At 64.9% G+C, this 26,945-nt stretch carries 24 protein-coding genes, 3 pseudogenes and 1 riboswitch; of the genes and pseudogenes, 20 read left to right on the forward strand and 7 right to left on the reverse strand.

The genetic code is table 11. From position 1 onward, the window contains the following. Positions 1-12: 12 nt before the first annotated feature. From NIBR502771_RS16780 to ccsB, 8 genes and pseudogenes are all read left to right on the forward strand, one after another. Positions 13-1,569, forward strand: coding sequence for a multicopper oxidase family protein (locus NIBR502771_RS16780; RefSeq protein ID WP_141160723.1), 1,557 nt, complete (start codon positions 13-15; stop codon positions 1,567-1,569). 8 nt (positions 1,570-1,577) lie between these two features. Then, on the forward strand, positions 1,578-2,486 hold the full coding sequence (gene lgt, locus NIBR502771_RS16785) for a prolipoprotein diacylglyceryl transferase (protein WP_109863951.1): 909 nt from the start codon (positions 1,578-1,580) through the stop codon (positions 2,484-2,486). Continuing rightward, positions 2,483-3,118 (forward strand): DUF3105 domain-containing protein, encoded by a 636-nt coding sequence (locus NIBR502771_RS16790; RefSeq protein WP_109863952.1) that lies wholly within the window; start codon positions 2,483-2,485, stop codon positions 3,116-3,118. Before lgt ends, NIBR502771_RS16790 begins: the two co-directional genes overlap by 4 nt. Positions 3,119-3,166: 48 nt before the next feature. Continuing rightward, positions 3,167-3,421 carry a hypothetical protein gene (locus NIBR502771_RS16795; RefSeq protein ID WP_141160724.1) on the forward strand — a complete coding sequence of 85 codons (255 nt, stop codon included), beginning with the start codon at positions 3,167-3,169 and terminating at the stop codon, positions 3,419-3,421. A gap of 2 nt (positions 3,422-3,423) precedes the next feature. Further along, positions 3,424-4,332 (forward strand): cytochrome c oxidase assembly protein, encoded by a 909-nt coding sequence (locus NIBR502771_RS16800; RefSeq protein ID WP_141160725.1) that lies wholly within the window; start codon positions 3,424-3,426, stop codon positions 4,330-4,332. A gap of 202 nt (positions 4,333-4,534) precedes the next feature. Continuing rightward, on the forward strand, positions 4,535-5,209 hold the full coding sequence (locus tag NIBR502771_RS16805; RefSeq protein ID WP_141160726.1) for a TlpA disulfide reductase family protein: 675 nt from the start codon (positions 4,535-4,537) through the stop codon (positions 5,207-5,209). A gap of 101 nt (positions 5,210-5,310) precedes the next feature. Then, a pseudogene (locus NIBR502771_RS16810) lies at positions 5,311-5,682 on the forward strand (cytochrome c biogenesis protein ResB); the annotation flags it as partial. After that, positions 5,682-6,740 carry a c-type cytochrome biogenesis protein CcsB gene (ccsB, locus tag NIBR502771_RS16815; RefSeq protein ID WP_141160727.1) on the forward strand — a complete coding sequence of 353 codons (1,059 nt, stop codon included), beginning with the start codon at positions 5,682-5,684 and terminating at the stop codon, positions 6,738-6,740. The pseudogene NIBR502771_RS16810 and the gene ccsB, both read left to right, overlap by 1 nt. 226 nt (positions 6,741-6,966) lie before the next feature. Here ccsB and NIBR502771_RS21030 read toward each other — a convergent pair. Beyond that, a pseudogene (locus NIBR502771_RS21030) lies at positions 6,967-7,053 on the reverse strand (four-helix bundle copper-binding protein); the annotation flags it as partial. Between the two features lie 200 nt (positions 7,054-7,253). Between NIBR502771_RS21030 and NIBR502771_RS16825 the strand changes: the two are divergent. Both NIBR502771_RS16825 and NIBR502771_RS16830 read left to right on the forward strand, forming a co-directional pair. Continuing rightward, entirely contained in the window at positions 7,254-7,553 is a 300-nt protein-coding gene (locus NIBR502771_RS16825) for an anti-sigma factor (RefSeq protein WP_141160728.1), read from the forward strand. A 1,076-nt stretch (positions 7,554-8,629) separates the two neighbouring features. Next, a complete protein-coding gene (locus NIBR502771_RS16830; protein ID WP_141160729.1) occupies positions 8,630-11,335 on the forward strand; it encodes an AMP-binding protein in 2,706 nt (901 codons plus the stop codon). A 306-nt stretch (positions 11,336-11,641) separates the two neighbouring features. Here NIBR502771_RS16830 and NIBR502771_RS20755 read toward each other — a convergent pair whose 3' ends face one another. After that, on the reverse strand, positions 11,642-12,055 hold the full coding sequence (locus NIBR502771_RS20755) for a four-helix bundle copper-binding protein (RefSeq protein WP_165838076.1): 414 nt from the start codon (positions 12,053-12,055) through the stop codon (positions 11,642-11,644). 473 nt (positions 12,056-12,528) lie between these two features. Between NIBR502771_RS20755 and NIBR502771_RS16835 the strand changes: the two genes are divergently transcribed. Continuing rightward, on the forward strand, positions 12,529-13,047 hold the full coding sequence (locus tag NIBR502771_RS16835) for a hypothetical protein (protein WP_133247107.1): 519 nt from the start codon (positions 12,529-12,531) through the stop codon (positions 13,045-13,047). A 438-nt stretch (positions 13,048-13,485) separates the two neighbouring features. On the opposite strand, the gene NIBR502771_RS16840 is transcribed toward NIBR502771_RS16835, so the two are convergent. From NIBR502771_RS16840 to NIBR502771_RS21035, 3 genes are all read right to left on the reverse strand, one after another. Continuing rightward, positions 13,486-13,827 carry a hypothetical protein gene (locus NIBR502771_RS16840; RefSeq protein WP_347886651.1) on the reverse strand — a complete coding sequence of 114 codons (342 nt, stop codon included), beginning with the start codon at positions 13,825-13,827 and terminating at the stop codon, positions 13,486-13,488. Positions 13,828-14,377: 550 nt separating this feature from the next. Further along, a complete protein-coding gene (locus NIBR502771_RS16845; RefSeq protein ID WP_109863960.1) occupies positions 14,378-15,745 on the reverse strand; it encodes a YibE/F family protein in 1,368 nt (455 codons plus the stop codon). Positions 15,746-15,977: 232 nt separating this feature from the next. Beyond that, the gene (locus NIBR502771_RS21035; RefSeq protein WP_240617853.1) at positions 15,978-16,319 is read right to left on the reverse strand and encodes a hypothetical protein; all 342 of its coding nucleotides are present in this window, start codon (positions 16,317-16,319) and stop codon (positions 15,978-15,980) included. A gap of 54 nt (positions 16,320-16,373) precedes the next feature. On the opposite strand from NIBR502771_RS21035, the pseudogene NIBR502771_RS21040 reads away from it, so the two are divergent. The 3 genes and pseudogenes from NIBR502771_RS21040 to NIBR502771_RS16860 all read left to right on the forward strand — a co-directional run. After that, positions 16,374-17,192, forward strand: a pseudogene (locus NIBR502771_RS21040) (penicillin-binding transpeptidase domain-containing protein); the annotation flags it as partial. 193 nt (positions 17,193-17,385) lie between these two features. Further along, positions 17,386-18,516: a hypothetical protein gene (locus NIBR502771_RS16855; RefSeq protein ID WP_109863962.1), complete on the forward strand. Its 1,131-nt coding sequence runs from the start codon at positions 17,386-17,388 to the stop codon at positions 18,514-18,516. A 151-nt stretch (positions 18,517-18,667) separates the two neighbouring features. Further along, positions 18,668-19,864 (forward strand): prolipoprotein diacylglyceryl transferase, encoded by a 1,197-nt coding sequence (locus NIBR502771_RS16860; protein ID WP_141160730.1) that lies wholly within the window; start codon positions 18,668-18,670, stop codon positions 19,862-19,864. A gap of 674 nt (positions 19,865-20,538) precedes the next feature. Here the strand turns inward: NIBR502771_RS16860 and NIBR502771_RS16870 are convergent. Further along, a complete protein-coding gene (locus tag NIBR502771_RS16870; protein ID WP_240617870.1) occupies positions 20,539-21,309 on the reverse strand; it encodes a M23 family metallopeptidase in 771 nt (256 codons plus the stop codon). A 5-nt stretch (positions 21,310-21,314) separates the two neighbouring features. Further along, a riboswitch (cyclic di-AMP (ydaO/yuaA leader) is annotated at positions 21,315-21,518 on the reverse strand. An 895-nt stretch (positions 21,519-22,413) separates the two neighbouring features. Between NIBR502771_RS16870 and NIBR502771_RS16875 the strand changes: the two genes are divergently transcribed. The 6 genes from NIBR502771_RS16875 (at position 22,414) to NIBR502771_RS16900 (ending at position 26,219) form a co-directional block, all read left to right on the forward strand. Then, positions 22,414-22,827 carry a four-helix bundle copper-binding protein gene (locus NIBR502771_RS16875; protein ID WP_109864155.1) on the forward strand — a complete coding sequence of 138 codons (414 nt, stop codon included), beginning with the start codon at positions 22,414-22,416 and terminating at the stop codon, positions 22,825-22,827. 793 nt (positions 22,828-23,620) lie between these two features. Continuing rightward, positions 23,621-23,824, forward strand: coding sequence for a multicopper oxidase domain-containing protein (locus tag NIBR502771_RS16880; protein ID WP_240617871.1), 204 nt, complete (start codon positions 23,621-23,623; stop codon positions 23,822-23,824). A gap of 131 nt (positions 23,825-23,955) precedes the next feature. Beyond that, positions 23,956-24,588, forward strand: a complete 633-nt coding sequence (locus NIBR502771_RS16885) for a DUF3105 domain-containing protein (RefSeq protein WP_141160731.1) — start codon at positions 23,956-23,958, stop codon at positions 24,586-24,588. A gap of 55 nt (positions 24,589-24,643) precedes the next feature. Then, positions 24,644-25,135 carry a hypothetical protein gene (locus NIBR502771_RS16890; RefSeq protein ID WP_240617872.1) on the forward strand — a complete coding sequence of 164 codons (492 nt, stop codon included), beginning with the start codon at positions 24,644-24,646 and terminating at the stop codon, positions 25,133-25,135. Between the two features lie 77 nt (positions 25,136-25,212). Next, positions 25,213-25,695, forward strand: coding sequence for a hypothetical protein (locus NIBR502771_RS16895; protein ID WP_109864157.1), 483 nt, complete (start codon positions 25,213-25,215; stop codon positions 25,693-25,695). Positions 25,696-25,808: 113 nt separating this feature from the next. Then, positions 25,809-26,219 (forward strand): four-helix bundle copper-binding protein, encoded by a 411-nt coding sequence (locus NIBR502771_RS16900; RefSeq protein ID WP_109864158.1) that lies wholly within the window; start codon positions 25,809-25,811, stop codon positions 26,217-26,219. Positions 26,220-26,261: 42 nt separating this feature from the next. Here the strand turns inward: NIBR502771_RS16900 and NIBR502771_RS16905 are convergent, their stop codons facing one another. Further along, complete coding sequence (locus tag NIBR502771_RS16905; RefSeq protein ID WP_109864159.1) at positions 26,262-26,864, reverse strand: TetR/AcrR family transcriptional regulator; 603 nt, start codon at positions 26,862-26,864, stop codon at positions 26,262-26,264. Between the last annotated feature and the right edge of the window lie 81 nt (positions 26,865-26,945).

The following is a 26,945-nucleotide window of genomic DNA, read 5'->3' on the forward strand; positions in this document are numbered from 1 at the left end:
CAAGGACTATTCATGAACATTAATCTGAACCGCCGCTTCTTTTTGGGCCTGTCGGTGGCCGGCGCGGCGGCTGCCGCCCTGGCAGCCTGCTCGAATACGCCGGTCTCAAATGCCGTCCGGGTACTGCCAACCGACCCCGCCATCGCGGACCTCGAAGCAGACCGGCCCTTCACCGGGGCGACCGTGAGCCAGGACCTGAACGCCGGCACCATTACAGCAATAGTGGCCGGGAAATCGGTTACGACCTGGGGCTATAACGGGAATCTTGTCGCCCCCACGATCCGGGCGAAGGCCGGCGACCGGCTCACGGTAAACCTGGAGAACGGACTGGACGAGGAGACGGCCATCCATTGGCATGGGCTGGCACTGAGGAACGACCAGGACGGCGTCCAGCATGTCACGCAGGATCCGATCGCCGCCGGAGCCGGATTTGCCTATGACTTCCGGCTCCCGCACCCGGGCACGTACTGGTACCACTCCCATATGGACATGCAGCGCGAACGCGCACTGTATGGGGCGATGATTATCGAGGACCCGGCGGAACCACTGAAATACGACAAGGACTGGGTCATAGTCCTCGATGACTGGATGGACGGCATCACGGGGACCCCGGACGAGGTCCTGGCCGAACTCTCCCAGGGAATGTCCATGGGCGGCATGGACCACAGCTCCATGGGGTCAGGTTCCGGCGGCTCCTTCCCGGGGCCAACGGAATCAGCAGTTCCGCAGATGAAGCACATGCTGATGGGCTCGCGCAGCGATTTCCTTGGCGGGGATGCCGGGGACGTGGGCTACCCGTTCCACCTGTTCAACGGAAAAACCCCGGAGCAGGCCGAGATCCAGGCCGCCAGGGCCGGGGACGTGATCCGGTTGAGGATCATCAACGCCGCCGGGGACACTGCCTACCGTGTCGGAATCCCTGGGCAGAAACTCGCCCTCACCCACACGGACGGATTCCCGGTCAAACACCAGGAGGTCGACGCCGTGGTGCTGGGCATGGGCGAACGCGTCGACGCGCTGCTGACGGTCCGGGAAGGGTACACCCCGGTGCTGGCGCTGCCCGAAGGAAAAATCGGGCAGGCCCTTGGGTTCATCAGCACGGGCACGGGAAAGCAGCCGTTGCCGGCGGTGCTGCCGAACGAACTGGACGGAACCGCGGTCGACGGCGGGCAGCTCAAGGCCGACCCCTCGGTCACCCTCAAAGCCAGGACCGCGGACCGCACCCACGAGCTCAAACTCACCGGCGGAATGGAGAAATACGACTGGGGCATCAACGGCGTCCGCTTCGACATGGCCAAACCGTTCGAGAACGCCTTCGAGCTCAAGGCCGGTGAACGCGTGGAAGTGAAGTTCATCAACGACACCGACATGTGGCACCCCATGCACCTCCACGGCCACACCTTCCAGGTCGGTGACGGCGGTGCCCGCAAAGACACCGTCATCGTAAGGCCCAAACAGACCGTCAGCGTGATTTTTGACGCGGACAACCCGGGCCAGTGGCTCGCCCACTGCCACAACGCCTACCACGCAGAAAAGGGCATGATGGCCCTCTTCTCCTACATCAAGTGACAGGTATCATGCGACCCTTAGCAACCACGGACTTCTTCATACCGTCCCCGACCATCAGCGCCTTCGAGCTGGGGCCGCTAACCATCCGCTTCTACGCACTCGCCATCCTGGCCGGCATCGTGATCGGCACCTGGCTCACGGCCCGCCGGCTCCGTATCCGCGGCGGCACGACATCCCAGACCCTGGACATCGTGGTCTGGGCCGTGCCGTTCGGCATTCTCGGGGGCAGGCTCTACCACGTCATCACCGACAACCAGCTGTATTTCGGCCCCGGCAGGGACCCTTGGGGCGCGTTCCGGATCTGGGAAGGCGGACTGGGCATCTGGGGCGCCGTGGCCTTGGGCCTGGTCGGGGCAGCCATCGGCGCCCGTCGCGCAGGAGTCCCCTTCACGGCGTTCGTGGACGCGGCAGCGCCCGGGTTGCTGATCGCCCAAGGCCTGGGCAGGTGGGGCAACTGGTTCAACAACGAACTCTACGGCGGACCCACCGACCTGCCATGGAAACTCCAGATCTATGACATGGACCAGGCCACCGGGCAGGCCGTCCTCTCAGCCGACGGCACACCGGAAGTCCTCGGATATTTTCAGCCCACGTTCCTTTATGAGTCGCTGTGGTGCCTGGCCGCAGCGTCACTGCTGATGTTCCTGGACCGGAAGTATTCCCTCGGTGCCGGGTCCGTGTTCGCGCTCTACATCGTCTTTTACACCACGGGACGTTTCGCCTTCGAACTGATGCGTTCGGACCCCGCCAACCTCATCCTGGGCCTGCGCGTGAACACCTGGGTCTCCGGACTGCTCTTCCTGGCCGGGCTGGCCCTCTTTCAGATCCTCAGATCCGGTCCCCGGTCCTTCGTGCCCGGCACGCGGCCGGAGGAACCCCAGCCCTCTTCTCACACCAGTAAAGGAGACCCTGCATGAGTAATGCCAGCAAGCGACGCGCTGAGAACCAGGCCATCCTGGCCGAGCTCCGGGCCAAACAGAAGGCCAAGCAGCGCAAATGGAACATCCTCGTCTACGGCAGCTTCGGCCTGGTCCTGGCTGCCATCATTACCGCCGTCGCGATCGTCGTTACCGGAGCCGTCCAGGAACGAAACGCCGCCACCGAGGCAGCGAAGAAGCCCATCGAGGGAGTCCAAACCTTCACGGACCTGTCCCGCAACCACGTTCAGGACGCCGTCTCCTACCCCCAGGAGCCCGGGGTCGGCGGAGACCATGCAGGGGTCTGGACGAACTGCGGCAGCTATACCGAGCCGGTCAATGACCAACGCGCGGTCCATTCCCTGGAACACGGCGCCGTGTGGCTGACCTACAAACCGGACCTCCCACCGGAAGCGGTCAGCCGGCTCACGGAACTGGCCAAGGGCAACCGCTACGTGCTGCTCAGCCCGGACAAAGACCAGACCACGCCCGTCACAGCCACCGCATGGGGAACCCAGCTCACCCTGGACGACGCCGCAGACACCCGCATCCCCGCCTTCATCAGCGCCTACGCCCAGTCGCCGAACTCTCCGGAACCCGGTGCTGCCTGCACCGGCGGCAGCAACGGCTGAGCACGGTCACATCGTCTAGCACGGTCACATCATCGAAAGGGAGAACCCATGAAAGACAACAAGGCAGTCGCAGACCATGAGGCCGCGCATCGTCGTCACCGGCGGCTCGTGCGCCTCGGCCAGGTGCTCATGGCCGCGGGTGCCGGGGTCGCCATCTGGCACTGGATTCTGCACCTGGCACCGTCCGGCGAGCAACCCAGCCTGACCCTGGATCTCTACGCCGGGTATCCGACCGGAGCGGCCCTGATCATGATCGGCGCTATCCTTGCCGGCCGGACAGAGACTAAGAAGAAGAAGAGCTGATCATGCCGCCCTGGGACGTGGTCGTGTCCTCGTGGACGCTAAACTGGCCGGCCCTGGCCATCACGGTAGCGGCCGGTGCTCTGTATGCGCTGGGCCTGCGGACTGCCAGGCGCCGAAACGTGCGGTGGCCGTGGTGGAGGACCATGATCTTCTTCGGTCCGGGTCTTGGCAGTTTCGCAGTGCTGAGTTTCGGGTTCACCGGCGCTTACAGCCATGATTTGCGCTGGGCCTTCACGTTGAAGATCACCTCATACCTGTTCCTCGTCCCGCTGCTCGTCGCCGCCGGCAAGCCCTTGACCCTGGCCCGGGAAGTGCTGGGGGACACCGGCCAAGAGCGGTTGCAGGCGTTTCTGGGGCATCGGGTGATCAGGGTGTTAAGCAACACCGTCGTGGCGGCGTTGCTGGGCTTGGCCCTGTTCACTCTCTTCCTGACCCCGGCGTTCTACCCAATGCGGACGGACCCCGTGTGGGACTCGGCATTGACCGTCCTCGTCCCGCTGGCGGGCATGCTGATGGTGGTACCGATCATCGAAGAAGGATCAACAAAGGACGCCACGTCCCTGATCATTGTTGAGTTCATCTTCGTGTTCATCGAACTCGTCGCAGATGCCCTGCCGGGAGTGTTGCTGCGGATCAGCCCCCAGGTTCTGGACGGGGCAACCCAGGTCGTGGCCGGCCACCCGGTCTGGCTGCCGAACCCGTTGCGGGACCAGCAGCTTGCCGGGGACCTGCTGTGGTTCCTGGCCGAAGCCGTGGATGTGCCTTTGATCATCCTGATGTTCGTCCGCTTCGCCCGCAGCGACCGGCGCGAAGCGCGGACCTTCGATGAGCTCACGGATGAGGAACTGGAGGCCCTGAACCGGGAACACCTCAAAGGTCCCCGCCTGCGGGAGGGCACTCATGAGCGCTGAACTGCCCGCCCCATCCGGCACGGCTCCAGCCCGCGCTGGGGGGCCTCCCGCATGAACGAGGCCGGATTGACGGTCCCGTCGTGCACCATGACCTCAAAGTGCAGATCGAAACCGGTCCAGTGGCCTGGCGCTCCCGCCCCGGCGACGTGTGCACGTGGCCTTAGCCAAGACCAACCGGAAGTTACAATTTCGAAGGATTGCCATGTTTGATCCCCCAGCCACAACACCATCAGCCACGGGTGCGGGTGCGCAGCAGCATCCGGCCCTCCTCTCGCGTCGACGACTCATCTCATCGACCCTTCTGACCGGGGTTGGGGCTCTTTTGCTGTCCGGGTGCGGCAGCAGCGGCGATGCTCTGTCGCAGCAGGCCAAAGCGGGTGATAACAAGAACTACATCGCCGGCGATGGGTCCGTTACCGAGTATGCTCCGGCGGACCGCAAGCAGCCGATCGTCCTGAAAGGCGCCCTCTTTGACGGTACTGCGGTCGATTCCCGCGGCTGGGCCGGCAAAGTGACCGTGCTGAATTTCTGGTACGCGGCGTGCGCCCCTTGCCGCCTTGAAACACCCCGGCTCCAAGCCCTCTCCGAACAGTTCAAGTCCAAGGGAGTCCAGTTCTACGGCGTGAACGTCCGCGATGAAGAACCTGCTGCCACCGCCTTCGAGCGGACCTTCGGCGTCACCTACCCCACTCTGCAGGACAAGGATGGCGGCATCCTGCTGGCCATGACGCAGTACGTCCCACCGCAGGCCGTCCCCACCACGCTCGTGATCGATAAACAGGGCAGGGTCGCTTCCCGGATCCTGGGCCTGGCCGACCAGGGCATCCTGAAATCCCTCATCGAGGGCGCCGTCAACGAGGCCGTGGACGCGGACTAACGCACCTTAGGGAATTCTCCCCCCACTGGTCCGCAACCTACCCGCCCGTCAAGACAAGAAGACAACCCATGACTACAACTACCCCACCGAATACCGAACCAGGCATCACCCTCGCCCCCGGCGCCACCTACACTCTTCCCGATGGGAAGGGCAGCATCAGCTTCGACGGGCTCAAACGCTACATCGGGCTCGATGTCCGGTCCACGCCCGGCCAGGCCGGGGTCCTGGTGTTTTCGCTCCTGGCCGTCGCCGGACTCATCACCTCGCTCTACGTGAACCGCCGCCGCGTGTGGGTCAGGACGGGAACCCACGAAGACGGGCGCACCATGGTCGAATACGGGCTGCTGGCCCGCGGCGAGGACCACCGCCTGGCCGGCGAGGCCGCCGCGATCCACGAACTCCTCACCCGCCAGTGGCAGCTTGCCTCCGATACCTCCGACTTCCTCTCTTCAACCACCAGGAAGGATCAGTAATGCTCCCCCTCAACGAAACTATGGGCCAGTACAGCGAACTGTTCATGCTGCTCGCCGCCGGCACCTACACTGTGGCGTTCATCGCCTTCGCCTGGGACCTCGCCAACAGCTCCAAGATGCTGCAGGCCGTGGACCTGAAAGCGAATTATTCGGCCGCTGCCGAAGTCAGGATTCCGGTGGCTGCCGGGCGCCGGGGCGGGAACGACGCCGACGGACCGGAAGGGCGGGCGGAGCGCCCGACGTCAGGCTTCACCGTCGAGGACGGCACCGCCGCCGGGGACATGCGCTACGCAACGGAACGCCGGGTACCCGCCCGGGTCGCCGTCGCCCTGACCGTCCTGGGCGCCGCGATCCACGCCGCCGGCGTGCTGACCCGGGCCCTGGGTGCCGGGCGTGTGCCGTGGGGCAACATGTACGAATTCCTCACAACCGGCGCGTTCCTGGTGGCGGCCGTGTTCCTGCTGGCCCTCATCCGCCGCGACCTGCGCTTCCTGGGCACCTTCGTGCTCGGCCTGGCCATCATCATGCTGGTTGCTGCCTCCGTGGCCTACTGGACTCCGGTGGGGCACCTGGTCCCCGCGCTCCAGAGCTACTGGCTGATCATCCACGTCTCCATCGCCGTGCTCTCCTCGGCCCTGTTCACCCTCACCTTTGCCATGTCGGCGCTTCAGCTGGTCCAGTCGCACCGGCAGAAGACGCTCGCCGCCGGCGGCCCTGACAAACTGGGATTCATGCGCCTGGTGCCGTCAGCCCTGAGTCTGGAAAACCTCTCCTACCGGATCAACGCCATAGCCTTCATCGGCTGGACTTTCACGCTGATGTTCGGCGCCATCTGGGCGGAGAAGGCCTGGGGCCGTTTCTGGGGCTGGGATACCAAGGAAGTGTGGACGTTCGTGATCTGGGTGGTCTACGCCGGCTACCTGCACGCCCGGGCCACCCGCGGCTGGACCGGGACCCGCGCGGCCTGGCTGTCGATCGTGGGCTACTTGTGCGTGGTCTTCAATTTCACCATCGTCAACCAGTTCTTCAACGGCCTTCACTCCTATTCAGGGCTGTAGAAGTCAAAAGCAGGATGCTCAGGCATGAGGCGAAGTGTTCTTCTTCCGGACTGCCGCCACGGGACAGAGTAGCGCGCAGGCAGGTGACGCCCGAGCCGGAATAGACGTTTCGGGCTCTCCAAAGGAGGTGGCTTCGAACCCGGCGCTCTGTTGCGTGGCCCACGGCACCCCGGCAGGGGCGTCCGTGAGGGCCGGGCTACGCCTGCATTCCGGCCTGCCACGGGCTCTAACCGGGCGAGGCCAGCAGTTCCGCGCACGCCTGCTCGCAGCGGCGGCACGCTTCGGCGCAGATGCGGCAATGCTCGTGCATGCGGCCCAGGCAGCGCAGGTCTGCGCCGCATTCGAAGCAGGTGTCTGCGCATTTCGGCCAGGTTGTGCCGGTCCACACCCCATGAAAACGCAGGTTATGTGAACCAAGAACCGTAGCGCTGACGTCTATAGATAAACAGGTGAGCCGCCTGTCCTGCAGGAAACCTGCCCGATTCCGTTCCGTTTGGGGAGGCCGCCGAACAAATGAATAACGAGAATGACAACTATGGCCGATGGGCCGCTGCTTATGTTCTTGGCTCCCTGGCTCCATCGGAGCGGATTGCATATGAGTTGCATTTGGCCCAGTGCACGCGCTGCACTTTGGAGGTAGCCGAGATGGCCGGGGTGCCTGATCTGCTGGCTCTCCTCACGCTGGAAGAAGTAGAGATGTTCACCGAGTTCGGTGCAGTCCACGCTCCCGGAAAACCGAAGGTCGTCCTGACGGCCAAGAGTACGGGCTGGTACGCGGCCCTATGGGATCTCTGGCGCTGGCACCTCCGATGAGGGCATAAGTTGCCGCCTTAACTGGAGAGGCCAGGCCGGGGCTGCGTGTTCTTAACCGGATTCAGTGGCCGCGATTTCAACCCGGCTATTGGTTTGCCTCATGGGCGTTCCCCTGATGTGGCTGTTGTGTCAGGACTTGCCGGGCCCGATCTCTTGCTGGCCCTGAAACACCTGCGAGGCGGTCTCGGCCAGCCGTACGGTAGAGGTCGTGGGCCCATTCAAATTCGGTTGCTGCATCCCGATATCGGGCTTCATCAAAGAGGCGCCGGCCGATCTGGTGGCGAACTAGTGCTTCCAGGGCCGCACTCCTGGCTAGGCGAAGGGCGTCCTCTTGCAGCCGGGCTGCTTCATGCCATTGGTACTGGCGCTGATAGGCCTGGGCGAGTAGGAGCAAGGGCCGGAGCCTCTCACTGGAGGTGACCAGCAGCGCGAGACCCTCAGCGAGGGCGGCGTCCTCGTGCCCCAGGAGGGATAGGACCCAGACCCGTTTCAGAGCTGCGCGGTCCTCGCAGCCGTTGCTTCGGAGCCTGCCGGTCCCCGACGACGTCGCGAAGCGTCGCGCGATCCGTGATCCAGATTTCTTCGCCCTTGCTCACGCGGTTTTCCGCCGGCAACCAGCTACGCGTGTAACGCTGTACAGCATCGGGCCGCCGGTTTCGTTCGGCCACAGCCTGGAAATGTTGGAGAACACGCTTAACGGTGAACAGCACGGGCGGCAATCCCGAACAGTCCCTTCGGCGCCGCGCTGTAACGTGACTGACTGTGTTCCCAGCGAGACTCCTCATAGCTGGCGACCGTTCCCTGGCAAAGCGGCGGACCCAACCTGTGGATTCTTGGCGTCACCGTCCTGGTGTCGTATCTCTCCAGCGCATCGACCGCGCAGCAGTGGACCGCTCCGTGAGGATCGCCCCGCCGTCCCGGCCAGGGGGATGTTCTTCGCTGAACGATCGTTCACAGACCGTGGTGCCTCGAGCGAACCGGAAGTGCGGCCCCGATGGAACTACATGATACGTCACACAAGCGTTTCCTAATTATTCCAGTTGAAGTTAGGCAAGCCTTCCCTCTATGGTGGCGCAGTGACTCTCCCCCTTGAAATCACGGGGGTTACCTTTGCCGCGGGGCTTGCCCGCCATGGTGACCGACCCGCCATCCTCACAGGTTCCCGGGCCGTCAGCTACAGTGAACTGGACGGACGGGTGCAGGATTTCGCGCACCGTCTGGGCACCTTCCGGCGGCTGGTCGTGCTCGCCGCCGACAACAGCATCGACACCCTGGTGGCCTACCTGGCCGCGCTCTCCAGCGGTCATCCGTTGCTCCTGGCCCCGGCGGACAACCCGGCCGCCCTCTCCTCGCTCGTGGCCGCCTACGATCCCGATGTCGTCATCCGTCCTGCGCCCGGCGCGAACGGGACCGGTGCGCTGCAGCTGGAGGAGATCCGGGCCGCGACCATCCACGAGCTGCACCCGGACCTGGCCTTGCTGATCAGCACGTCCGGCTCCACGGGATCACCCAAGCTGGTGCGGCTCTCGCACAGCAACCTTCAGTCCAACGCCGAGTCCATTGCCGAGTACCTGGGCATCACCCCCGATGACCGGGCCATGACCACGCTGCCCATGTACTACTGCTACGGGCTCTCGGTCATCAACAGCCATCTGCTTCGCGGCGCGGCGTTGGTGCTGACCGGCCTGTCCGTGGTGGATGAGTGCTTCTGGCAGCTGTTCCAGCACCGCGGCGCCACGTCCTTTGCGGCCGTGCCCTACACCTTCGAATTGCTCGACCGTGCGGGCTTCGCTAGCCGGGACCTGCCCACCCTGCGCTACATCACGCAAGCGGGCGGACGCTTGGCGCCGGAGGCCGTTACCCGCTACGCACGGCTGGGCCGCAGCAAGGGCTGGGACCTGTTCATCATGTACGGACAGACCGAGGCCACGGCCCGGATGGCCTACCTGCCACCGCACCTGGCCGAGGAGAACCCCGGAACCATCGGCATCCCGGTTCCCGGAGGAGAGTTCCGGATCGACCCTGTCCCCGGCCCGGATGACCTTGGAGGCCCGATTGACCCCGGACCAGGGCCCGGCGAGCTTGTCTACAGCGGGCCCAACGTGATGCTCGGCTACGCCCAGGAGCCCGCGGACCTGGCCCTGGGTCGGACCGTCCGGGAGCTCCGCACAGGTGACCTCGCCCGGCAGCACTCCAACGGATTGTTCGAGGTGGTGGGCAGGCGCAGCCGCTTCGTTAAAATCGTGGGCCTGCGGATCGACCTCGGCCAGGTGGAAAAGGTCCTCGCCGGCCTGGGCATCAGTGCAGCCTGCACCGGGACGGACTCCCAGCTCGTGGCTGCCGTCGAAGGAACCCACGACGGTCGGATGCTCGCCAAAATGCTCGCGCAGGAGCTGGGCCTGCCGCGCCCTGCTGTCACAGTTCACGCCGTCGCCGAACTGCCCCGCCTGGCGACCGGCAAGACCGACTATCCCGCCGTCCTTACCCTCGCTGCTGCGTCTCCCGGAAGCACGAAGTTGCCTGCAGCCCTCATTCCGGGGTCAAGCACCGGTGTGGGCGGCACCGGGGCAGCTGGCACCGCCGTCGCGGACGGGAGCGGAACTGCCGGCGACGGCAGGGACCCTGCCGCGGGCGGCCCGCCCGGGGACGTGAAGCGGATTTTCGCCGACGCCCTGGAGCGTGAGGACATCGGCGACGACGATACGTTCGTCTCGCTGGGCGGCGACTCGCTGTCCTACGTGGCGGCGTCGCTCCGGCTGGAGCGGGCTTTGGGCCATCTGCCGGCCAACTGGCACGTGACGCCCATCAAAGACCTTACGCCGCGCCGGCCAAGCCAGCCCAAACGCAGGCTCAGGCGGATCATCGCGCCGCTCGAGACCAGCATCGTGCTGCGGGCGGTCGCGATCCTGACCATCATCAGCACCCACATCGACCTGATCCGCTGGCCCGGCACGGCCCATGTCCTGGTGGCGGTGGCGGGATACAACTTCGCGCGCTTCCAACTGGGCGGCGAGCGGCTTCCCCGGTTCCGGCGCCAACTCCGCAGCCTGGCCAGGGTGGTGCTGCCCACGGTGGCGTTCATCGGCGCGGTGATGCTGCTGTCCGGCGACAAGTTCCACTACACTATCGCCAACCTTTTTCTGCTTAACACGATGATTGGGCCCGCGGGATGGACTGACGCCTGGCACTTCTGGTTCATCGAGGTGCTGGTGTACGTCCTGGTGGGCATGATCGCGCTGTTGTCCATCCCCTGGGCGCACCGCGCGGAGAAACGCTTCCCGCTGGCGTTTCCCCTGGCACTCGTGGGCCTCGGGCTGGTGTTCCGCTACAACCTGGTGCCGTTGGACATCCTGCACACGCGCCCCGTGCTGTGGCTCTTCGCCCTGGGCTGGGCGATTGCCCGGGCCCGGACGTGGCCGCAGCGCCTGGCGCTTTCCATCCTGGCGGCGCTGACCCTGCCAGGCTACTTCGGGGACCCCTGGCGCGAAGCAACCATCCTGGCGGGCATCCTAATGGTCACGTGGATTCCGGCCATCCCGTTGCCTAGGGTTCTTCACCGTGCTGTGGGAGTGGTTGCCAGCGCGTCGCTGTACATCTACGTGACCCACTGGGTGGTGTTCCCGGACTTCAAGGAGGGCCAGCCGGAACTGGCCCTGGTGCTGTCCGTGGCCGCAGGCATCGCGTATTGGGCCATCGCGGCGCGGATCATGGGTGCCTCAGAGCGCGGCCAGTCACGGCTGTGGAGGCGCTGGAAGGCCCGACGGCAAGCACTTCCGGCGTAGAAGCCCACAGTACCCGCACGCCGCGGAGTACAACGGCAGCCCACCGTCCCCCAGAGTTGCAGCACCGACCTGCCCGATCCCGCTATAGCCCCGGCACCATCGACGACGACCCGGGTCTGGCCCCACAAGCGGTACGGGAGGCGGCGTTGGAGCACCGCCAAACCCCACGGGCACCACGGAGTCAGCAACTGCCCGGAGGACAATGCGAGGGCCAGGACCCTGCGGAACTGCTAAGGCCGGGGGACGGACGCCGGATCCGGATGGCAAGGGCGCCTGTCCCTGCAGTCCGGACCCGTTCCGCATGCTTCAGCCGAGCGAGGCCAGGAGCTCCGCGCACGCCTGCTCGCCGCGGTGGCACGCTTCGGCGCATACCCGGCAATGCTCGTGCATGCCGGCGTGCCGTTCGCACTCGTCCGCGCACGCTCTGCAAACGGTCTGACAGGCTTCCAGGACGGCCCTGGTGATGTTCGCGTCATAGCCGGTATGGCGGAAGAGGATGTTCCCGGTCGTGAGGCAGATGTCGGCGCAGTCAAGGTTGGTCCGGATACATTTGGCCAGTTCCGCGACCATGTCTTCGCTGAGACAGGCGTCCGCGCAGGCCGTGCAGGTCTGGGCGCATTCGAGGCAGGTGTCGATGCATTCGGCCAGCTTGTGCTGGTCGATGTTGCCGAGGTCCTTCGGGTATGTATCGAGCATGGTGTGTACGCTTGCGTGGGTCACTTTTGCCGCCTTTCGATTAGTTCGACTTCGAGTTCTCCGCAGCCCCGGCCTTTGGGGGCAAGTGCTGCGTCGGTCCGCCACAAGGGCGACGTGCTGCAGGCCAAGGTACCCGGGTCCGCGGAACCGGCAACGAGTGGCGGGCAAAGGGGGATGCCGCCACCGCCCGGAGGCCGCCAGGCGGAACCGGGGACTCAGCCCATACACCGGATCCCGGCTCTTCCGGGTCGAACACCTCCGGGCCAGCATAGCCAAGGCCTTCAGCGACCGCTAGGCTCCCGGAGCACCCCGTGAACTGAACACGCCGGAGGAAAGCGGGACCTGCACGCCAGGCGCTGTTCGACATCGACGTCATCCAGGGGCTGCGGACCGCTCGTCCACGTCATCGCCGGACTTCTCCTGTTTCTCCCGTGAGCGGCGCAGCCGTGGAGCGGGTAAAGTGGGGGGACGTTTTTGTGGAAGGTGGACCTGAGCAGATGCCGACTCATCCCGGGCCGTTGATGAGCAGGTTCCTGGCGTGGACCCGCTCATTTCGCCGGGCAGGAGGGCGCCCTGTCGCTCTCGCCGGAATCATCGTCCTCTGCCTGCCCGCCTTGATCCTCGGCGCGCTGCTGACCGGCATGCTGCTGGCCGGGCCTCGTCCGGCCTCCACCGGCCCCAATCCCGGAATCACCGAACCCGCCACCGGCTCCCCTGTGCCATCTGCGGAAGTAGACCGGGTCCACGACGCCCTGCACGAACTTGCCTCCCAGTGCCAGGCCGGAATCGACGAGACGACCCGGCAAAAGCTGGACCAGGACGTCGAGATGATGGTCGAGTTCTCCCGCCGCTACCCGGACGCGCGTTTCCCCATCGACGACGAAACCGGAGGACCCGTGGGACTGCTGCTGGTGGCCAGGAACGCCCTGGAGCGGTGCGCCCCGGAGTCCGCAGCCAAAGCCGATTCCGCCCTTCCCCCCGAATTCCGACGACCCGCGGCCTCCCCTCCCAGCTAGGGATGACCGGAGCGGATTCCTGCGCCGAAGCCTGGAAGGCCTTCCCCGAGCGCCAGCATGCTCGACGACGTTTCCACTACCCATAGACAGCGAAGGACAACATCGGCCCATCCTGAGTTGCGTTATTTTGATCGATCGACGATACCCCACCCGGCGATCCTCGTCGGGTGGGGTATCAAGGAAGGCAGTGGGTTCAGTTGTTCGAGTTGTCTGACATTCGTGGGCGTTTAGGTCAGGGTTCAGGCAAGCTGCTCGATGGGGTGCAGCCTTCGGCCGAAACGGGCTATCGCTTCCCGGGTTCCTTAAGGCCGCTGTAGGCAGATAGTGGACGTGCAGGTCAGCTACCCGGCTGAATGCCAGCCGCTGGAGCTGGCCGCGGAGTGCGCAGCCTGCCACGTTACTGGCAACCTTCGGCAACCAATCTCATGGTCATGTCTTCTAGCGGAGCCTGTCCGGATCGTTGCGTCCCTCGTGGTTGGCTGCATGACCCAGCCATTCGAGGGGACCACGGGTCTTCAGGAGCGCAAAGACCATTCCTATCAGCACGACCAGCGTGGCCTGGGTGTAGTACATTCCTTCCTCGGTCCATCCCGGCGGCAGCGGCTGGGGATGAAACGACGCCACCACGGCCACGTGCACCGTGTAAAGGGTCAGCGTCATCGCCCCGGCGCCGCGAAGCGGCAGCAGCAGATCCGCGCCCAGCCGGTCCCCGAGCCTCCCTATCAGGAGGCACAGCCCGATGACCGCCACGGCCACCCCGCTGGTATGCAGCAGATCCAACGTGTCCTCCGGAAACTGAACGTCGCTGATGCAGTGGGCGTGTATGACGCAGGGCCTCATACATTTCCTCTTTGCTCATCAGGCTCGACGTCGGCTGTAATCTCCAGTCGAACACATCGTCCTGCGGTGACCAACCCGCGCATGTCTCTGCGTGCCGCGGCCTGTTGCCAACGACAGGCTGGACACTGCCAGGCCCGGCCCACAAGGGGTGAGCACCAGGACAACCCGGCCCTTGTCCCTCACCAAATGAAGCGGTCCCAGCCACTTGGGCGCGAACGCTTCCCCACGCACTATTGACAATCACGCGTACATACCAGGTGCTCCCAACCAGGCTACGAATTCACCTGAATTACCTGCATCCCGGTCCGCCAGCAGCCGGCCCGGCCAAGACGGACAGGGATACGACACAAAATGCGGAAGCTAGGCAGCAGCCACATCCCCGGCTGTTGCTGCGTTCAGCAGACTAGTCTCGCAGCGCCGCGGTCTGGGCCGTCAGGGAAGCCTATCCGCACCGTCGCGACATCTGTTCTCAATGGAAGTGCCCTTGCGTCTATCTCGCATCCGGTTTGGACTTCAACGGTGCATTTGTCGGCAGCTGGTCCCTGCCCCTGGAAAGGATTGTGTCGACACCTGTAATTCGGGAAGCGTTCGCACCTGCGGAACGGGCCCAAGGGAAGGATCGCCGGGGCCCTGTTGCTTTGACAACCAGGACGGCGATGAAGCTCGTGACAGGGATGGCGAGCACCAGCCCCACGGAGCCGACCAGGGTTCTGACCACCTCCTCCGACATCTCGGTGCTGGTCAGCGCCTCGCCCAGGGGGCGGCTGTAGAGCATCACTATGATCATGATGGGAAGGGCGGCGCCTGCGTAGGCGAACGCAATCGTATAGACGGTGGAGGCAATGTGATCGCGTCCGATCCGCATTGCGGAGCTGAAGAGCTTGCGGGCGGAGGTTTCCGGAGCCAGTTCGTAGAGTTCCCATACCGCGGACGATTGGGTGATGGTGACGTCGTTGAGCACGCCAAGCCCGGAAATGATCAGTCCGCACAGAACGATGCCGGAGATCGAGATGTCGCCCGATATGTTGGCCAAGGTGGCGGCCTCGAAGCTTCCGCGACCTGACAGATTCGCCGCGTCCGTTGTCCAGGCCGCCAGCAGCGCGGTGACGCCCAGCCCGAACATGGTGCCCAGAAGTGCGGTGGATGTTCGCGCGGAGAACCCGTGCGCGAAATACAGCATGCCGATCATGATCACGGTCGACCCTACGACTGCGATCAGCAGCGGGGGTTTGCCTTCCACCAGGCCGGGGAGCATGAACCCGGCCAGCACGGCGAATGCGCCCACCAGTCCAACCAGAGCCCGGAGCCCGCGCCAGCGAGCCACGGCGACGACCACGACGGAATACAGGACGGCCAGCAGAAAAATCGGCACGGTACGGACGAAGTCGACAAAAATGAACCGGGGTGTGGCCTGCTGCCCGGCGCCGGCACCTACGGATGCCGTCAAATCCACGTAGCTGATGTTGTCTCCGGCCTTTACCCCATGGGACTTCGCGACGTCAGGGTTAATAATCACCTTGACCGGGCTGCCACCTTTATCCGGCTCGGTAAACGCAAAGACACATTCGGATGCACCCTGTCCGCCGGCATCCGGGTCTGCTTCCTGGGTACAGCTTTCCTGAACCACGCGCTGGATCTTGCCGGTCTCAAAGGTAGCGCCGGGCGCACCGGCGTACGGGTTGGCAAGGGTGAGGCCTTCTCTGCCCCCGGAGGGCCACATCAGGATCATGGCGGCCAACGTCAGCAGAGCCAGTGGTACCAGGACGGCGAAAAGCAGCCGGTTTGCCCGACGCCTCAGGGCCACCGCCTCCGATGACGGATCCGTCTCGGTAAGAGAGTGGGTGTGTCCGTGGCCCATCAGTAGTTCAACCTCACGCAGTGAACTCTACGGCTCAAGGGATCCCTTCCCGCACTGACGGCTGTCGGGGCTGTGTTGTGCCCAGCCCCGTTAAGCAAGCGTGTCGCACGTCCTGCCCACTGTCATTCGCCCTGGTGAGGCTGCGGCTGAGCGGCGGAGCCTTGTCCTTTCCCGGGTTCCTCTGTCAGCTCCAGGCCCGGACTGGCTCCCCGGCTCCGGACTGTCCGCAGGATCATGGCTGCGAGCAGCCGGCCGCCATGGTGATGAGTGCCCCGAGGCCGATGTAGAACAAGGCCGGCGCGATGGCTGGTGCGGCCGCAGAGGCGTCAGCGGCCGCGGTAATGACCCACCAGTACCCCGCCGTTGCTGCTGTCCAGATCGCACCGGCGCTGCTGACGAGCCAGGACAATGGGGAGAACCATCTGGGGCCGGCACTGTAGGAGAGCGCCACGGCCAGGGTCCCGGTTCCTGCCGAAGCCAGGACAAGGCCGCCAAAGATGAACCGGCCTGCCAGAATCCCCACGAGCATGCAGGCTGCGCCGATCAGGACAAGCCGTCGGGCCGGAAGCGGCATCCTCGTGCTGCCAGCTGGCACCACTCCAGGAGGCGTGGTGAGGGAAACTTCGTCACCTGCGGTAAAGTCCTGGGCGCATACAGCAAGGCCCAAAAAGCCGCCGGACTGGACGCAACCGACGACCTCCAGAACGCTGAAGACGGGTACTACCGCTCGATGCCGGTCAACTACGGCCTCTACAACTCGATCAATACGGCCACGTTCGCCTCCGCGGCGCAGCTGGACTTCTGCGGAATTCAGAAGGTGGTTGACGCCGTGGGAATCCGCAACGGTCTGGATGGCACCCCCGTCAACATGCACCAGCTCGGGAATCTGCTCGGTGCCATTGGCGTGTCCCCGCTGAATATGGCCAGCGCGTTTGCAACCTTCGCAAACAACGGTCAGTACTGCGCCCCGAGGGCGCTGCAGGCGGTGTCCGCGGCCGACGGCAGCCAGCTTCCGGTGCCGGAAGCCTCCTGCAGGGAAGCCGTTAAACCTGACGTTGCCAGGGGCATGAACTACGTACTCCAGGACGTGCTCAAACGCGGCTCAGGAGTCTATATCAACCCGAAGATCCCATCCCAGATACCCGTGGCGGCGAAGACCGGGACATCGAACAACAACGGCGCGACCTGGGTGGTCGGCTACACCACAGGTCTGGCCACCGCTTCGTTCTTCGGGGACGCACTGGAAGGCCAGCAACGGGCAGGCCAGAACGTCACCAATGGACGACCAGGACAGCGGCATCCTGCTGGCCATAACCCAGTACGTTCCCCTCAATCAAGCCCCTCAGCGACGGTGCCGGGCCGACGCGGAACCAAGGGCAGGGGCTGCAATAAGCGGCGTGAAGGCCGCGGAGCCTCGGATGTGGCGGCTGGCTTCCGAAGGCCATGACAACGGAGGATGCGGGCAGCCGCGGAGCAGACCCGCTGCACCCTTGACAAATACCCCCGGGGGTATATTTTTGATTTATTGAACGCCACATTTCGTGACGCGAGAGCCCAAATGCCCAGACTCCACAAACGACCGGGGTCGGGGCGGGAACGACCGCATGCGAAGCGCATGGATCCATCTCACGGAGGTCGGTATGGTTTCTAACCCCCGAATTGAGCCTCTGCAGCCGGGGAAACGCTCCGGAGCAGATCCGCACAAGAACACGCCCGCCAGCACCGCTGCCGAAGACCTGATCGCGGCGGCTCTCGGCATCGCCGTTGTCACGGCCGTCTATCTGGATGGACGCGCTCACGTTCTCGGTCTTCCGGACTCCTTTTTCACCCCGTGGCATGCACTTCTGTACGGGGGGCTGCTGCTGCTCATCGTGTGGCTGGCTGTCATCAGCAGACGCACCGCAACACGGTACAGGCTTGATCGCCCCGCCCGCCTCCCCGCCGGCTATGGACTGGCCGCTGTCGGTGCCGCACTGTTCGCGGTGAGCGGCGTTTTGGACATGGTCTGGCATCAGATCTTCGGGGTGGAATTCGGACTCGACGCGCTGCTGAGTCCGACGCATCTTTTGCTGTTCATGGGTGGTGCCCTCCTGCTGTCAGGTCCGGTCCGGGCGTTCCGTCTTCGGGCCCTCCCCTTGTCGATGAGCGGGCGCTTGGCGCCGACGCTGGGTGTGTTGGGGATCGCCGGCATCGCGGCGTTCGCTCTGAGCTTTCTCTCCGGATTCATCACGGATTCAGCGACCGTCGCCGTCGGGCACGCACCTGAGGGTACTGATGCGCACAACATTGCGGAAGGTTTAGCGTCGGCGGGTCTGGCAAGTTACGTGCTGACCTCGCTGATCCTCGTCGTTCCCCTGGCGTATTTGATTCGTTTCCGGCTCGCGAGGCCGGGGACGGCACTGATCGTGGTGACCTCGGTAGCCCTGCTGGCTGCCGTCCTTGGGGATTTTCGCAACATGGGCACGGTGATCGCAGCCCTGGCGGCCGGAGCGCTCCTCGATGTCGTTCTTTTTGCATTGCGGCGGCTCAGCGTCCCGCTTCGCCCACAGGAGCTTGTGCTGGCTTCGTTGCTGCCCCTGCTGGTTTGGCCGGGCCAGCTCCTGGCAACAAACATGGCACGGAGCGTCCTGTGGTCCCTGGAGATGCTGACAGGAGTTGTGATTGTCGCCGCCCTGGCCTCATTTGCCACGGTTTTCGTGCTCGGTCCCGCTTCCCGTGCCGTCAATGAGCCCGGTAGCACAGAACAGGAAATCTCCAGCCCTGCCGAATGAGCCTTGCATTCCAAATCGACCCCACCGCGGCACGACGTCCCCAGGAGGGACGGAAAGCCCTGTGGACGCCGGACAACTGTCCAATCGTTCCGACCGTATCTCACCGCTTTTCTGATCCCCTGCGGTCGCATCACAGAAGGACATATTCACGATGACTAAGAAACGGCGGAGGCCGGCCCCGAAAAGACCCGGGCACTCCCCGGCCAGGCATACCCCGGCACGTCCCGGCCCGCGCCGCCCATCTGCCGCAGCGCAGCCAGCCCCGACCGCGCACTCACTCACCAAAGAAACAGGCCGCAGTACCAAGCTCTTCGACCCGCTTGAGCCGCAGGGGCTGGTCGCCACGTATTGGCTCGACACCGCCGCATGGGAGGGGCCGAATGATCTCTCTGTCCGGTTTTTCGGTAACCGGGCCGATGGAGGCGTCGGGGCGCCGCCGGAACGATTCGAAGTGTATGAAGATGTCGACTCGATCAAGCCGGGAACCGGGCGGATCGCCGTCACCTCCCGCATATCCGGAATCACCGGCGGGGTATGGAATGTCACCGCGACGCCGGTCCCCCGTAACGACAGTGACCCTCGGCGTCGCGCCGCAGCTCTTAGTGGATGCCTGCCGCAGCGAGCCTCGGTTCATACCAGGTTTCACGCCCTCGCCCAGGGGCCCGGCGTCCACGCCTGGTCCTGGCCTGTACTACTGGGTCTGGGCGCGGTCCTGGCTATTCTCGTTCAGGCCCTGTTCCTGACCAGGCAGGGCATTGACCCGGCAGTTCCTGTGTGGCTCACCGTACTGGCCAACGCGGTTGGCGGGGTGTGTGCCCGGCTCTGGTCGCTTGCCCTGAACCGCCAGCCGCTGAGCGGGTTCTTCAAAACCGGTGCGTGCATCCAGGGGTTCCTGGCCGGTGCGCTGGCCACCATCATCGTCGGGTCGCTGGTCGTTGGATTGCCGACGGGCCGGATCCTGGACGCGACGGCGGTCGGACTCTTCTTCGGCATGACCCTGGGTCGGACCGGATGTTTCTTTAGCGGGTGCTGTTACGGGCGCCCCACCGCCTCGCGATGGGGGCTATGGTCCTCGGACCGTCGGGTAGGACGGCTTAGGTACCCTGTCCAGCTCTATGAGGCGTTTCTGTCATTGCTGATCGGCCTCGGAACGCTGGCCGTGACGCTGGCAGGGCCACCGAGCATTCCCGGGCTGGTCTTCGTCGGCTCCATCATGGTCTACACCCTGGGCCGGCAGTTGCTCTTCCCGTTGCGGGTGGAGTCCCGCACACGGCGGGGGCGAACACTGACCATTGTGGTGTGCACCCTGATTCTGGGCGCAGACATCATGCTGGCCGTCTTGTCCTGATCGTCACTACGGCAAAGTGAGGCCAAGCACCAACAGGCACTCAGTTCCCCCGGCCGGGGCTACGCCCGCCATGGCCTTCACGGCCATGTGCTGAGCGAGGAACCACCCAACCGGGTACCTGGGCGACACGGCCTGCCGCGGGAGCCGCGGGCTCATCCCCGTCCGGGGCCCTCACCGCCCGGTCCGCTTCCGTTGGTCGCCTCGGTTTCGTTGACCCCAGGCTGGCTGCGGGCATCATCCGTTTCTTCCGAAACGGGTTCGCTTCCTTGCTCGAACTGCGCTCGGTAACGTACACGCCGGATTCGTCTGGTCATGGAAACCATGAGCAGGACAACTCCGATGACCATGAACGCCGTCATCGCGAAACCCAGGAATCCGGGAGTTACCTGATCCGCGTCCAGCCCTGGCCTCAGACCCTCGTTGCCTGGAGCCGGGGCCGGCGTCGTAGCCAAGGCGTAAAGACCCGCGGCAACAATTGGGATTTGCACTGTATAGTCCTTTGTCCGGCTCGTTGTGTGGGCGCCCGCAGATGGCCCTCGTGCGTAATCCGCCCGAGCCCGCTGAGCGCGGTCCGTCAGGACCGCAGAGAAACAGGGTGCAGGACGCACCCGCTACTGTACCGCTTCATTGCGCGGCTGCCGCTTTTCACAGCAGTCAGCGCAGCCATCTACCTCTTAGATGAAGGCAGCCGGGTCGACGGTCTGGCCGTTGACCATGACCTCGAAGTGAAGGTGGCAGCCGGTGGAGGCACCGGTTGTGCCTACCCCTGCAATCTGCTGGCCCTGAGCCACGGACTGCCCGACCGAGACACCGATAGTGGACAGGTGGTTGTAGGTGGTCTTCAGTCCGTTGCCGTGATCGACGACGATCCGGTTGCCGCTGCCGTACGGACTCCAGCCGGCCTCGGTGACGGCGCCGGAACCGGCGGCGAAGACCGCCGTCGTGCACGCACCGGTCAAATCGATTCCGGTGTGCAGCTCCGCGGCGGCCCCGGTGATCGGGCTGGTTCTGAAGCCGAAGGGGGAGCTGACGTTAATCGACGCGAGCGGGGCACGCAACCCCTTGGAAGGGGATGCCGGGGCGTGGGCGACCTCGGGTGCTTTGACCGCCCCTGCGGGCTGCGCCGGCGCAGCGGGCGCAGGCGCTGGCTGGGAGGTCACCTCCGGGCGGTCAAATGTGAGGACAGTGTCGGCTGCTGCCGTGACCGCCGTTTCCGGGGCCGGGGCTGCCACGGCGGCTGGCCGGGGCTGGGCCGCAGCGCGGCTGCCGGGGTCTGCCTGCGCCGCGGACAGGGCAGTGAGGGCGATCATTCCCGTGACGGCTGCTGTTAGGCCGAACTGCTGGCTGCGGAGCCGGAACGTGGGTTCACGGAAGAACGGCGGGCGGCGTGCTGAGGCAGCGGCCGGAAGTGCGCGGCGACGGCCGTGTTTTGGCTGGGCAGACAAGATAGCGGTCCTCTCGGCGCCGGCGAAGTTAGCTGTCGGATTCGGACGAGTGGACTGTCCGGCTGCCCTGCAGGACGCGATTGGGACGCGTGGTCACAGGGTCGGCTTCACCCCAAGGTGCACCATGGCACACCGTATGTGGGTCCTCCGCCCCCGCCTGAGAAAGATCAGGATCACGGACCGCCGGCGGGGTTTGGCGAAGCGGTCACATCCATACCCGTTGGGGGTATGTGTTGGTACGACTCTAGCGAAGCGTCGGCGTAGGTTACAAATCCGTTATCAAAGGCGCTCCGGGCTTAAGGGGGCAGGGATGGTGACTGGCGGGGCACCGGAAGGATACGCTGGGCGAGACTTGCCCCCAGGAGAGACCAGATGGCCCTTCAACGTTCGACGCCTCCACTGCTGGTCCGCAGGCTTGCGGCGCTGCGGGCTGTCCTTTCCTGCCTCGTGATCGTCCTCCTAGTGGCCGGGCCAGTTGCCTTCTGTAATGGGCAGGCCCACGTGGTGGGGGTGTCCGACCCTAGCCCTTACTCCGCCGCACAGCGCCAGCGCCAGACTTTGATCCCCGGGGGACAGGAGAATCCTCGGGGACGTTCGGACAGAGTGACGCCGGTCGGAGCCCAATCCGCCTCCGACGTGCTCCGCGGGGTCCCGCGCAGCGGGTGCCACGAGGCCGGAGACACCCGGTCAGTCAGTCCACGGTCGTGGCCCGTTGCTGTGACCGACGCGGCGCAGCCAAGGCCCGGAGTGCTCCTCCCTGATTTCGCGGGTCCGCGCGCCCGGCCCCCGGCATCCCACATCGCTAACAGGCCCCAAGCACCGCTGAGCCGGCAGGCGCTAACCCTAACTCAACTGTCTGTCAGTCGGACATAAAAGGGCACGTTCTCCACGTCCGGCCGCGCGAACGCCAGGCCATAGGGCCTGCAAGTGGCACCCTTCGACCAGGCTGGCGTAAACACCGCGTGCGGCCGCCCTTTGGGTCCTGCCTTCAGCGATCAGAAGGAGGCCCGAGAGAGAACATCAGCCAAACAGCCGGCACATCAGAAACATCAGCCGGTCTCCGCACCAGGTTCCTCCCGTTCAGTATTGGAAAGAGAGAAAGAAATGACACACGGAAGCACCCACAAGATGCTCGATGCCTACCCGAAGGATCTTGGCGGCATCGATCAGCACATGCTCGCCGAATGCATTGCAGCGTGCTTTGACTGCTCACAGGCCTGTACCGCCTGCGCTGATGCCTGCCTCGGCGAAGACATGGTCGCCGAGTTGACCAAATGCATCCGCACCGATCTTGACTGTGCAGACATCTGCGCGGTCACGGCAAACGTCCTCTCCCGCCACACCGCCTTTGATGCCAACGTCACCCGCGCGGTGCTCCAGGCCTGTGCCACAGCGTGCAAAGCCTGCGCCGAGGAATGCGAACAACACGCAGGCATGCATGAACACTGCCGGCTCTGTGCCGAGGCATGCCGCCGTTGCGAAAAGGCATGCAACGACCTTCTCAGCTCGCTCGGCTGACCCTGCCCCAGGGCCCTACCCAACGGTGACCGGAGATCCAACGCCTTCCGGCACCCGCGGGAAGGCCTGCCCTGCAGCATCCCGGACTTAAGGCAACCCCAATGCGTCCCTGAGCACTGCCACCGGAGCATCCAGGGGATGAAAATGCCAGTCGAATCGTTAATCCGCGTATGGGCGCGACCAGCGCCACGGATCTCTTCGACCGTGGCGCCATCGTCCGTCGAAAGGAATAAATGAAACCCAGGCAGTCCTCAGCCCCGAGTCAAGGGTCCATCCCACCCGCCGGCAGCACCCTGGCCGGGATAGCTGCCCCGTCCGGGAGCACAGTCGACGACCCGCAACTGCGGCGAATGCTGATCACCCACATGCATTGCGGTGAGCCTATGCGTCTGGTCCCAGCCGACAAAATGCCTGCACTTCTCTTCCCGGAGGCATTGGTCAGTCACGCCCCTGAGCTATCTGGGGGCGTGCTGATGTACCGGTGCGCCTGTGGCACTTTTGATCGGAGCCCAGACTGACAGCCCCGGGGTGGACCGCGGCGGCCGGTCCCGGGCTGCCGACAGGCGCAGGTCCCAAGGAAACGTTTCCTGCTCAGGGCACCGGGCGGAGCCCGGCCAAGGTCACTTTGACCAGCCGGTGAACGGCCTCCGGCGATGTCAGACCGGCGGCCGCTTCGAGGGCATGAAGGCAGATATCAACGGGCACCGCTTCGATATGAAAAAGCCCTTCGACAAGCCCTTCAAGGTCAGGACGGGGGAACGGAGTTTAGGTCAAATTCATTAACGACAGCGACATGTGGCACCCCATGCACCTCCTCCATGGGCATACCTTCCAGGTCGGCCTCGACTGGGCCCGTAAAGACACTGTCATTGTCCTGCCCAAGCAGACCGTCACCGTCATCTTTGACGCCGACAACCCCGGCCAATGGCTCGCGCACTGCCACAACGCCTACCACGCAGAACGGGGCATGATGGCCCTCTTCTCCTACATCAAATGACGGATCCCCATGCAATCCTCGGCATCAACAGATTTCTTCCAGCGCCTCAGGTCACGTCCCCGTTCTTCCGTCGGCAAGGCGGACGCCGATAATTCGGAGGATTCCGCCCAGCATCGCAAAGGAGCATCCGCATGAGCAACGCCAGAGAACGACGTGCAGAACATCAGGCGATCGTTGCCGCTGTCCGGGCCAAGCAAAAAGCCAAACAGCGCCGATGGAGCATCCTCCTTTACGGCAGCTTCGGCTTGGTGCTGGCTGCTATCGTCGTCGTCGCCGTTGCCGTCACCGGCTCCATTCGGGAACGGAAGGCCGCCGCTGAGGCAGCCAAAAAACCCATCGAAGGTCTGCAGACTTTCACTGGGCTATCCAGCGATCATGTCCAGGGTGCCGTCACATACCCCCAGCAGCCGGGCGTGGGAGGGAACCACTCAGCCACGTGGACGAACTGCGGCGTCTACACCGAACCCATCAGTGAACAACGCGCCGTCCATTCCCTGGAACACGGCGCCGTATGGCTGACCTATAACCCTGCCCTGCCGGCCGCCGAGGTCACCGAGCTCACCGATCTGGCCCAAGGGAAGCCCTATGTCCTGCTCAGCCCCGACAAGGAACAGAAAGCGCCCGTCACGGCGACAGCCTGGGGCGCGCAACTGGCGGTGCAGGAAGCCAGCGACTCCCGCCTTACGGCCTTCATCGCCGCCTATGCCCAGTCACCCAAGGCACCGGAACCCGGTGCTCCCTGCACCGGAGGGGCCAACGGATGATGTGGCACCGGACAGCCCAGAGTCCGGCCGCTCCCGGGACCGTAGGCATGGTGGAGTGACGGCGGGCGGCGATATTTGGCGCACAGATCCCGCCACGTTGCGCGATGTCATCGTGGACCGGGACGCTGTGGAAGCCCGGCTCGGGGACTGCCCCATGCTGGAGCGTGTGTGGATTCTGTCACTGCTGGACCGGCACGAGGAGGCCCTGGAAGAGGGCCACCAGCTGCTGGAGAGCTCTGAAGACTGCTTTAAACCGCTGCTGGTCCTCGCCCATGCCCACCAACGCCGGTACCGGTGGGGAGACGTCGCCCGACTGCAGGAGGAAGCGCTGCGGTTGGCGGCCACGGGCACCAGAGAGGCTCTGGTCCGCCACCACATCGGCAGACGCCTTTTCGACGAGGCACGGTACGGGGATGCCGCCGCCGAGTTCGAATGGGCCAGTGACCTGTACCGGGCGGCGGGACGCGTCCGCCTCGCCGAAGTCTCCCGCCAGGCAGCGCTGCGCAGCCGCGATGTCTACGAGCATGGGCGCACCACATGGCACTGAAAGCGCAGATCCTAGCTGCCTCCCAGGAAGCCGTCCGATGCCCGGCCCCAGGGCAGCCGGGACAGGAGGGCCTGACCATGCGTGACCCGTTCCTGCTCCTGTTCGGTGTGGCCATCGTTGCGGCCGCCATCGCAGCGGGGATTGCCCTGACCAGAGGCGGCATCCGGACCGCGGCCGACCGACCGCGCGCCGGGGCGAACCGGCAGGACCAGACAGCAGCTAAAGGGGTGCGCCACCGCTGGGGACTTGCAAGCTGCGTGGCCGTGGCCGCGGCCGGTCTTTACATCGCCGTGGTCTACGGAATCGGCACCTCGCCCTCCGCGGTGTCCGGCATCACCGTGGAACTCGGCTTTGCCATGATGGTCCTCGCCGTCGTGTGGTTCATCTTCCGCCAGGAGGTCCTGAGCTACCAGCTTCGGATCGCAGCAGCACTGTACGACACCGCGGTGCCGGCAGAGCCGGAACAGGTCAGGGCCGCCGAAGCAGTCGGATCGTTCCTTCGCCTGGTGCTCTTCCTGCCTGGACTCTTCGTCGTGCTGGCCAAGTTGATCCTTCGCTAGAACGCCTGTCGCCTGGTGGTGCCAGCGAGAGAGGCTGACGGCGTGACCGCGGCGGGTCTAGGGTGGGGCGTGACGGCCGGCAATGGCCCGGCCGCAGTGACAGGAGCTGCATCATGACTCATCACATCAGTGCGATGCTCGGTGCCCACCCTAAGGGGGTCGGCACTCTTGATCAGGACAAGCTGGCCGAGTGCATCGGAGCCTGCTTTGAATGTGCGCAGGCCTGCACGGCCTGCGCTGACGCCTGCCTGGGCGAAAAGATGGTCGCCGACCTTGCAGCCTGTATCCGCATGGATCTGGACTGCTCCGACATTTGCGCCGCTACCGGCAACATCCTGACCCGCCAAACCTCCACCAATACAGCCATTACGAGTGCGTTGCTTGAAGCCTGCCGGGCCGCCTGCGCCGCCTGCGCCGAAGAGTGCGAGCAGCACGCCGGCATGCACGAACACTGCAGGATCTGCGCCGAGGTCTGCCGCCGCTGCGAAGACGCCTGCGCCGCACTCCTGACTGCGGTGGGGTGAGACACCGGGCCGCCGCCCGCTGCCGGCTGGCTGATCTATCTGCTAGCCGATCTCCTCCGGCCGGAGATGCGGTGTTCCCGCCGGTGGCCGCAGTCCACTCATCGTGACTCTAACAAGCCGGTGGGCGGCTTCGCGGGAGGTCAGCCCGGCTGCCGCCTCCAAGGCGTGCAGGCAGTACCCGGCGAGCTCGTCGGGAGCGACATCGTCACGGAAGACCCCCGCCTCTGCGCCCTCGCGCAGCAGGTCAGCGAGGAAGTCGTTGAGGTGCTGCTGAGCGCGGCTCACATGTTGGCCCTGGTGCAGCCGCGCCGCCTCTGCCCCGCCATGGCGCGAGTAGGAAATCATGGCGTAGGTCTGGAGAACGGCTTCGAGCTGCCGCTCAGGGCCGTCGGCGCTGTGCCGGACGTGGGCCAGTTGTTCCAGGTGTGCCTGGACCTGGCGCTCGTGCCAGGCGTCGAGAATGGCGTCAACATCGGGAAAATACTTGTACAGAGTAGCCCGCCCGATCCCGGCTGACTGGGCAATCTGCGACATCGTCACCGAGGCCAGCCCCTGCTCCCCCACCAAAGCAGCTGTGGTGTCCAGGATGGCGGCCCGGACCGCGCTCCGGTGCGTCTCGATGGTCTGGTTCCAGAGTTTCGGCATTCCTGAATTATACGCTTCGTCGCGCCTTGGACATCTTGACGGGTACGATACATACTGTCTTATAAGAAGCGGCCGCTATGG

Source organism: Pseudarthrobacter sp. NIBRBAC000502771, assembly GCF_006517215.1.
GTDB lineage: Bacteria > Actinomycetota > Actinomycetes > Actinomycetales > Micrococcaceae > Arthrobacter > Arthrobacter niigatensis.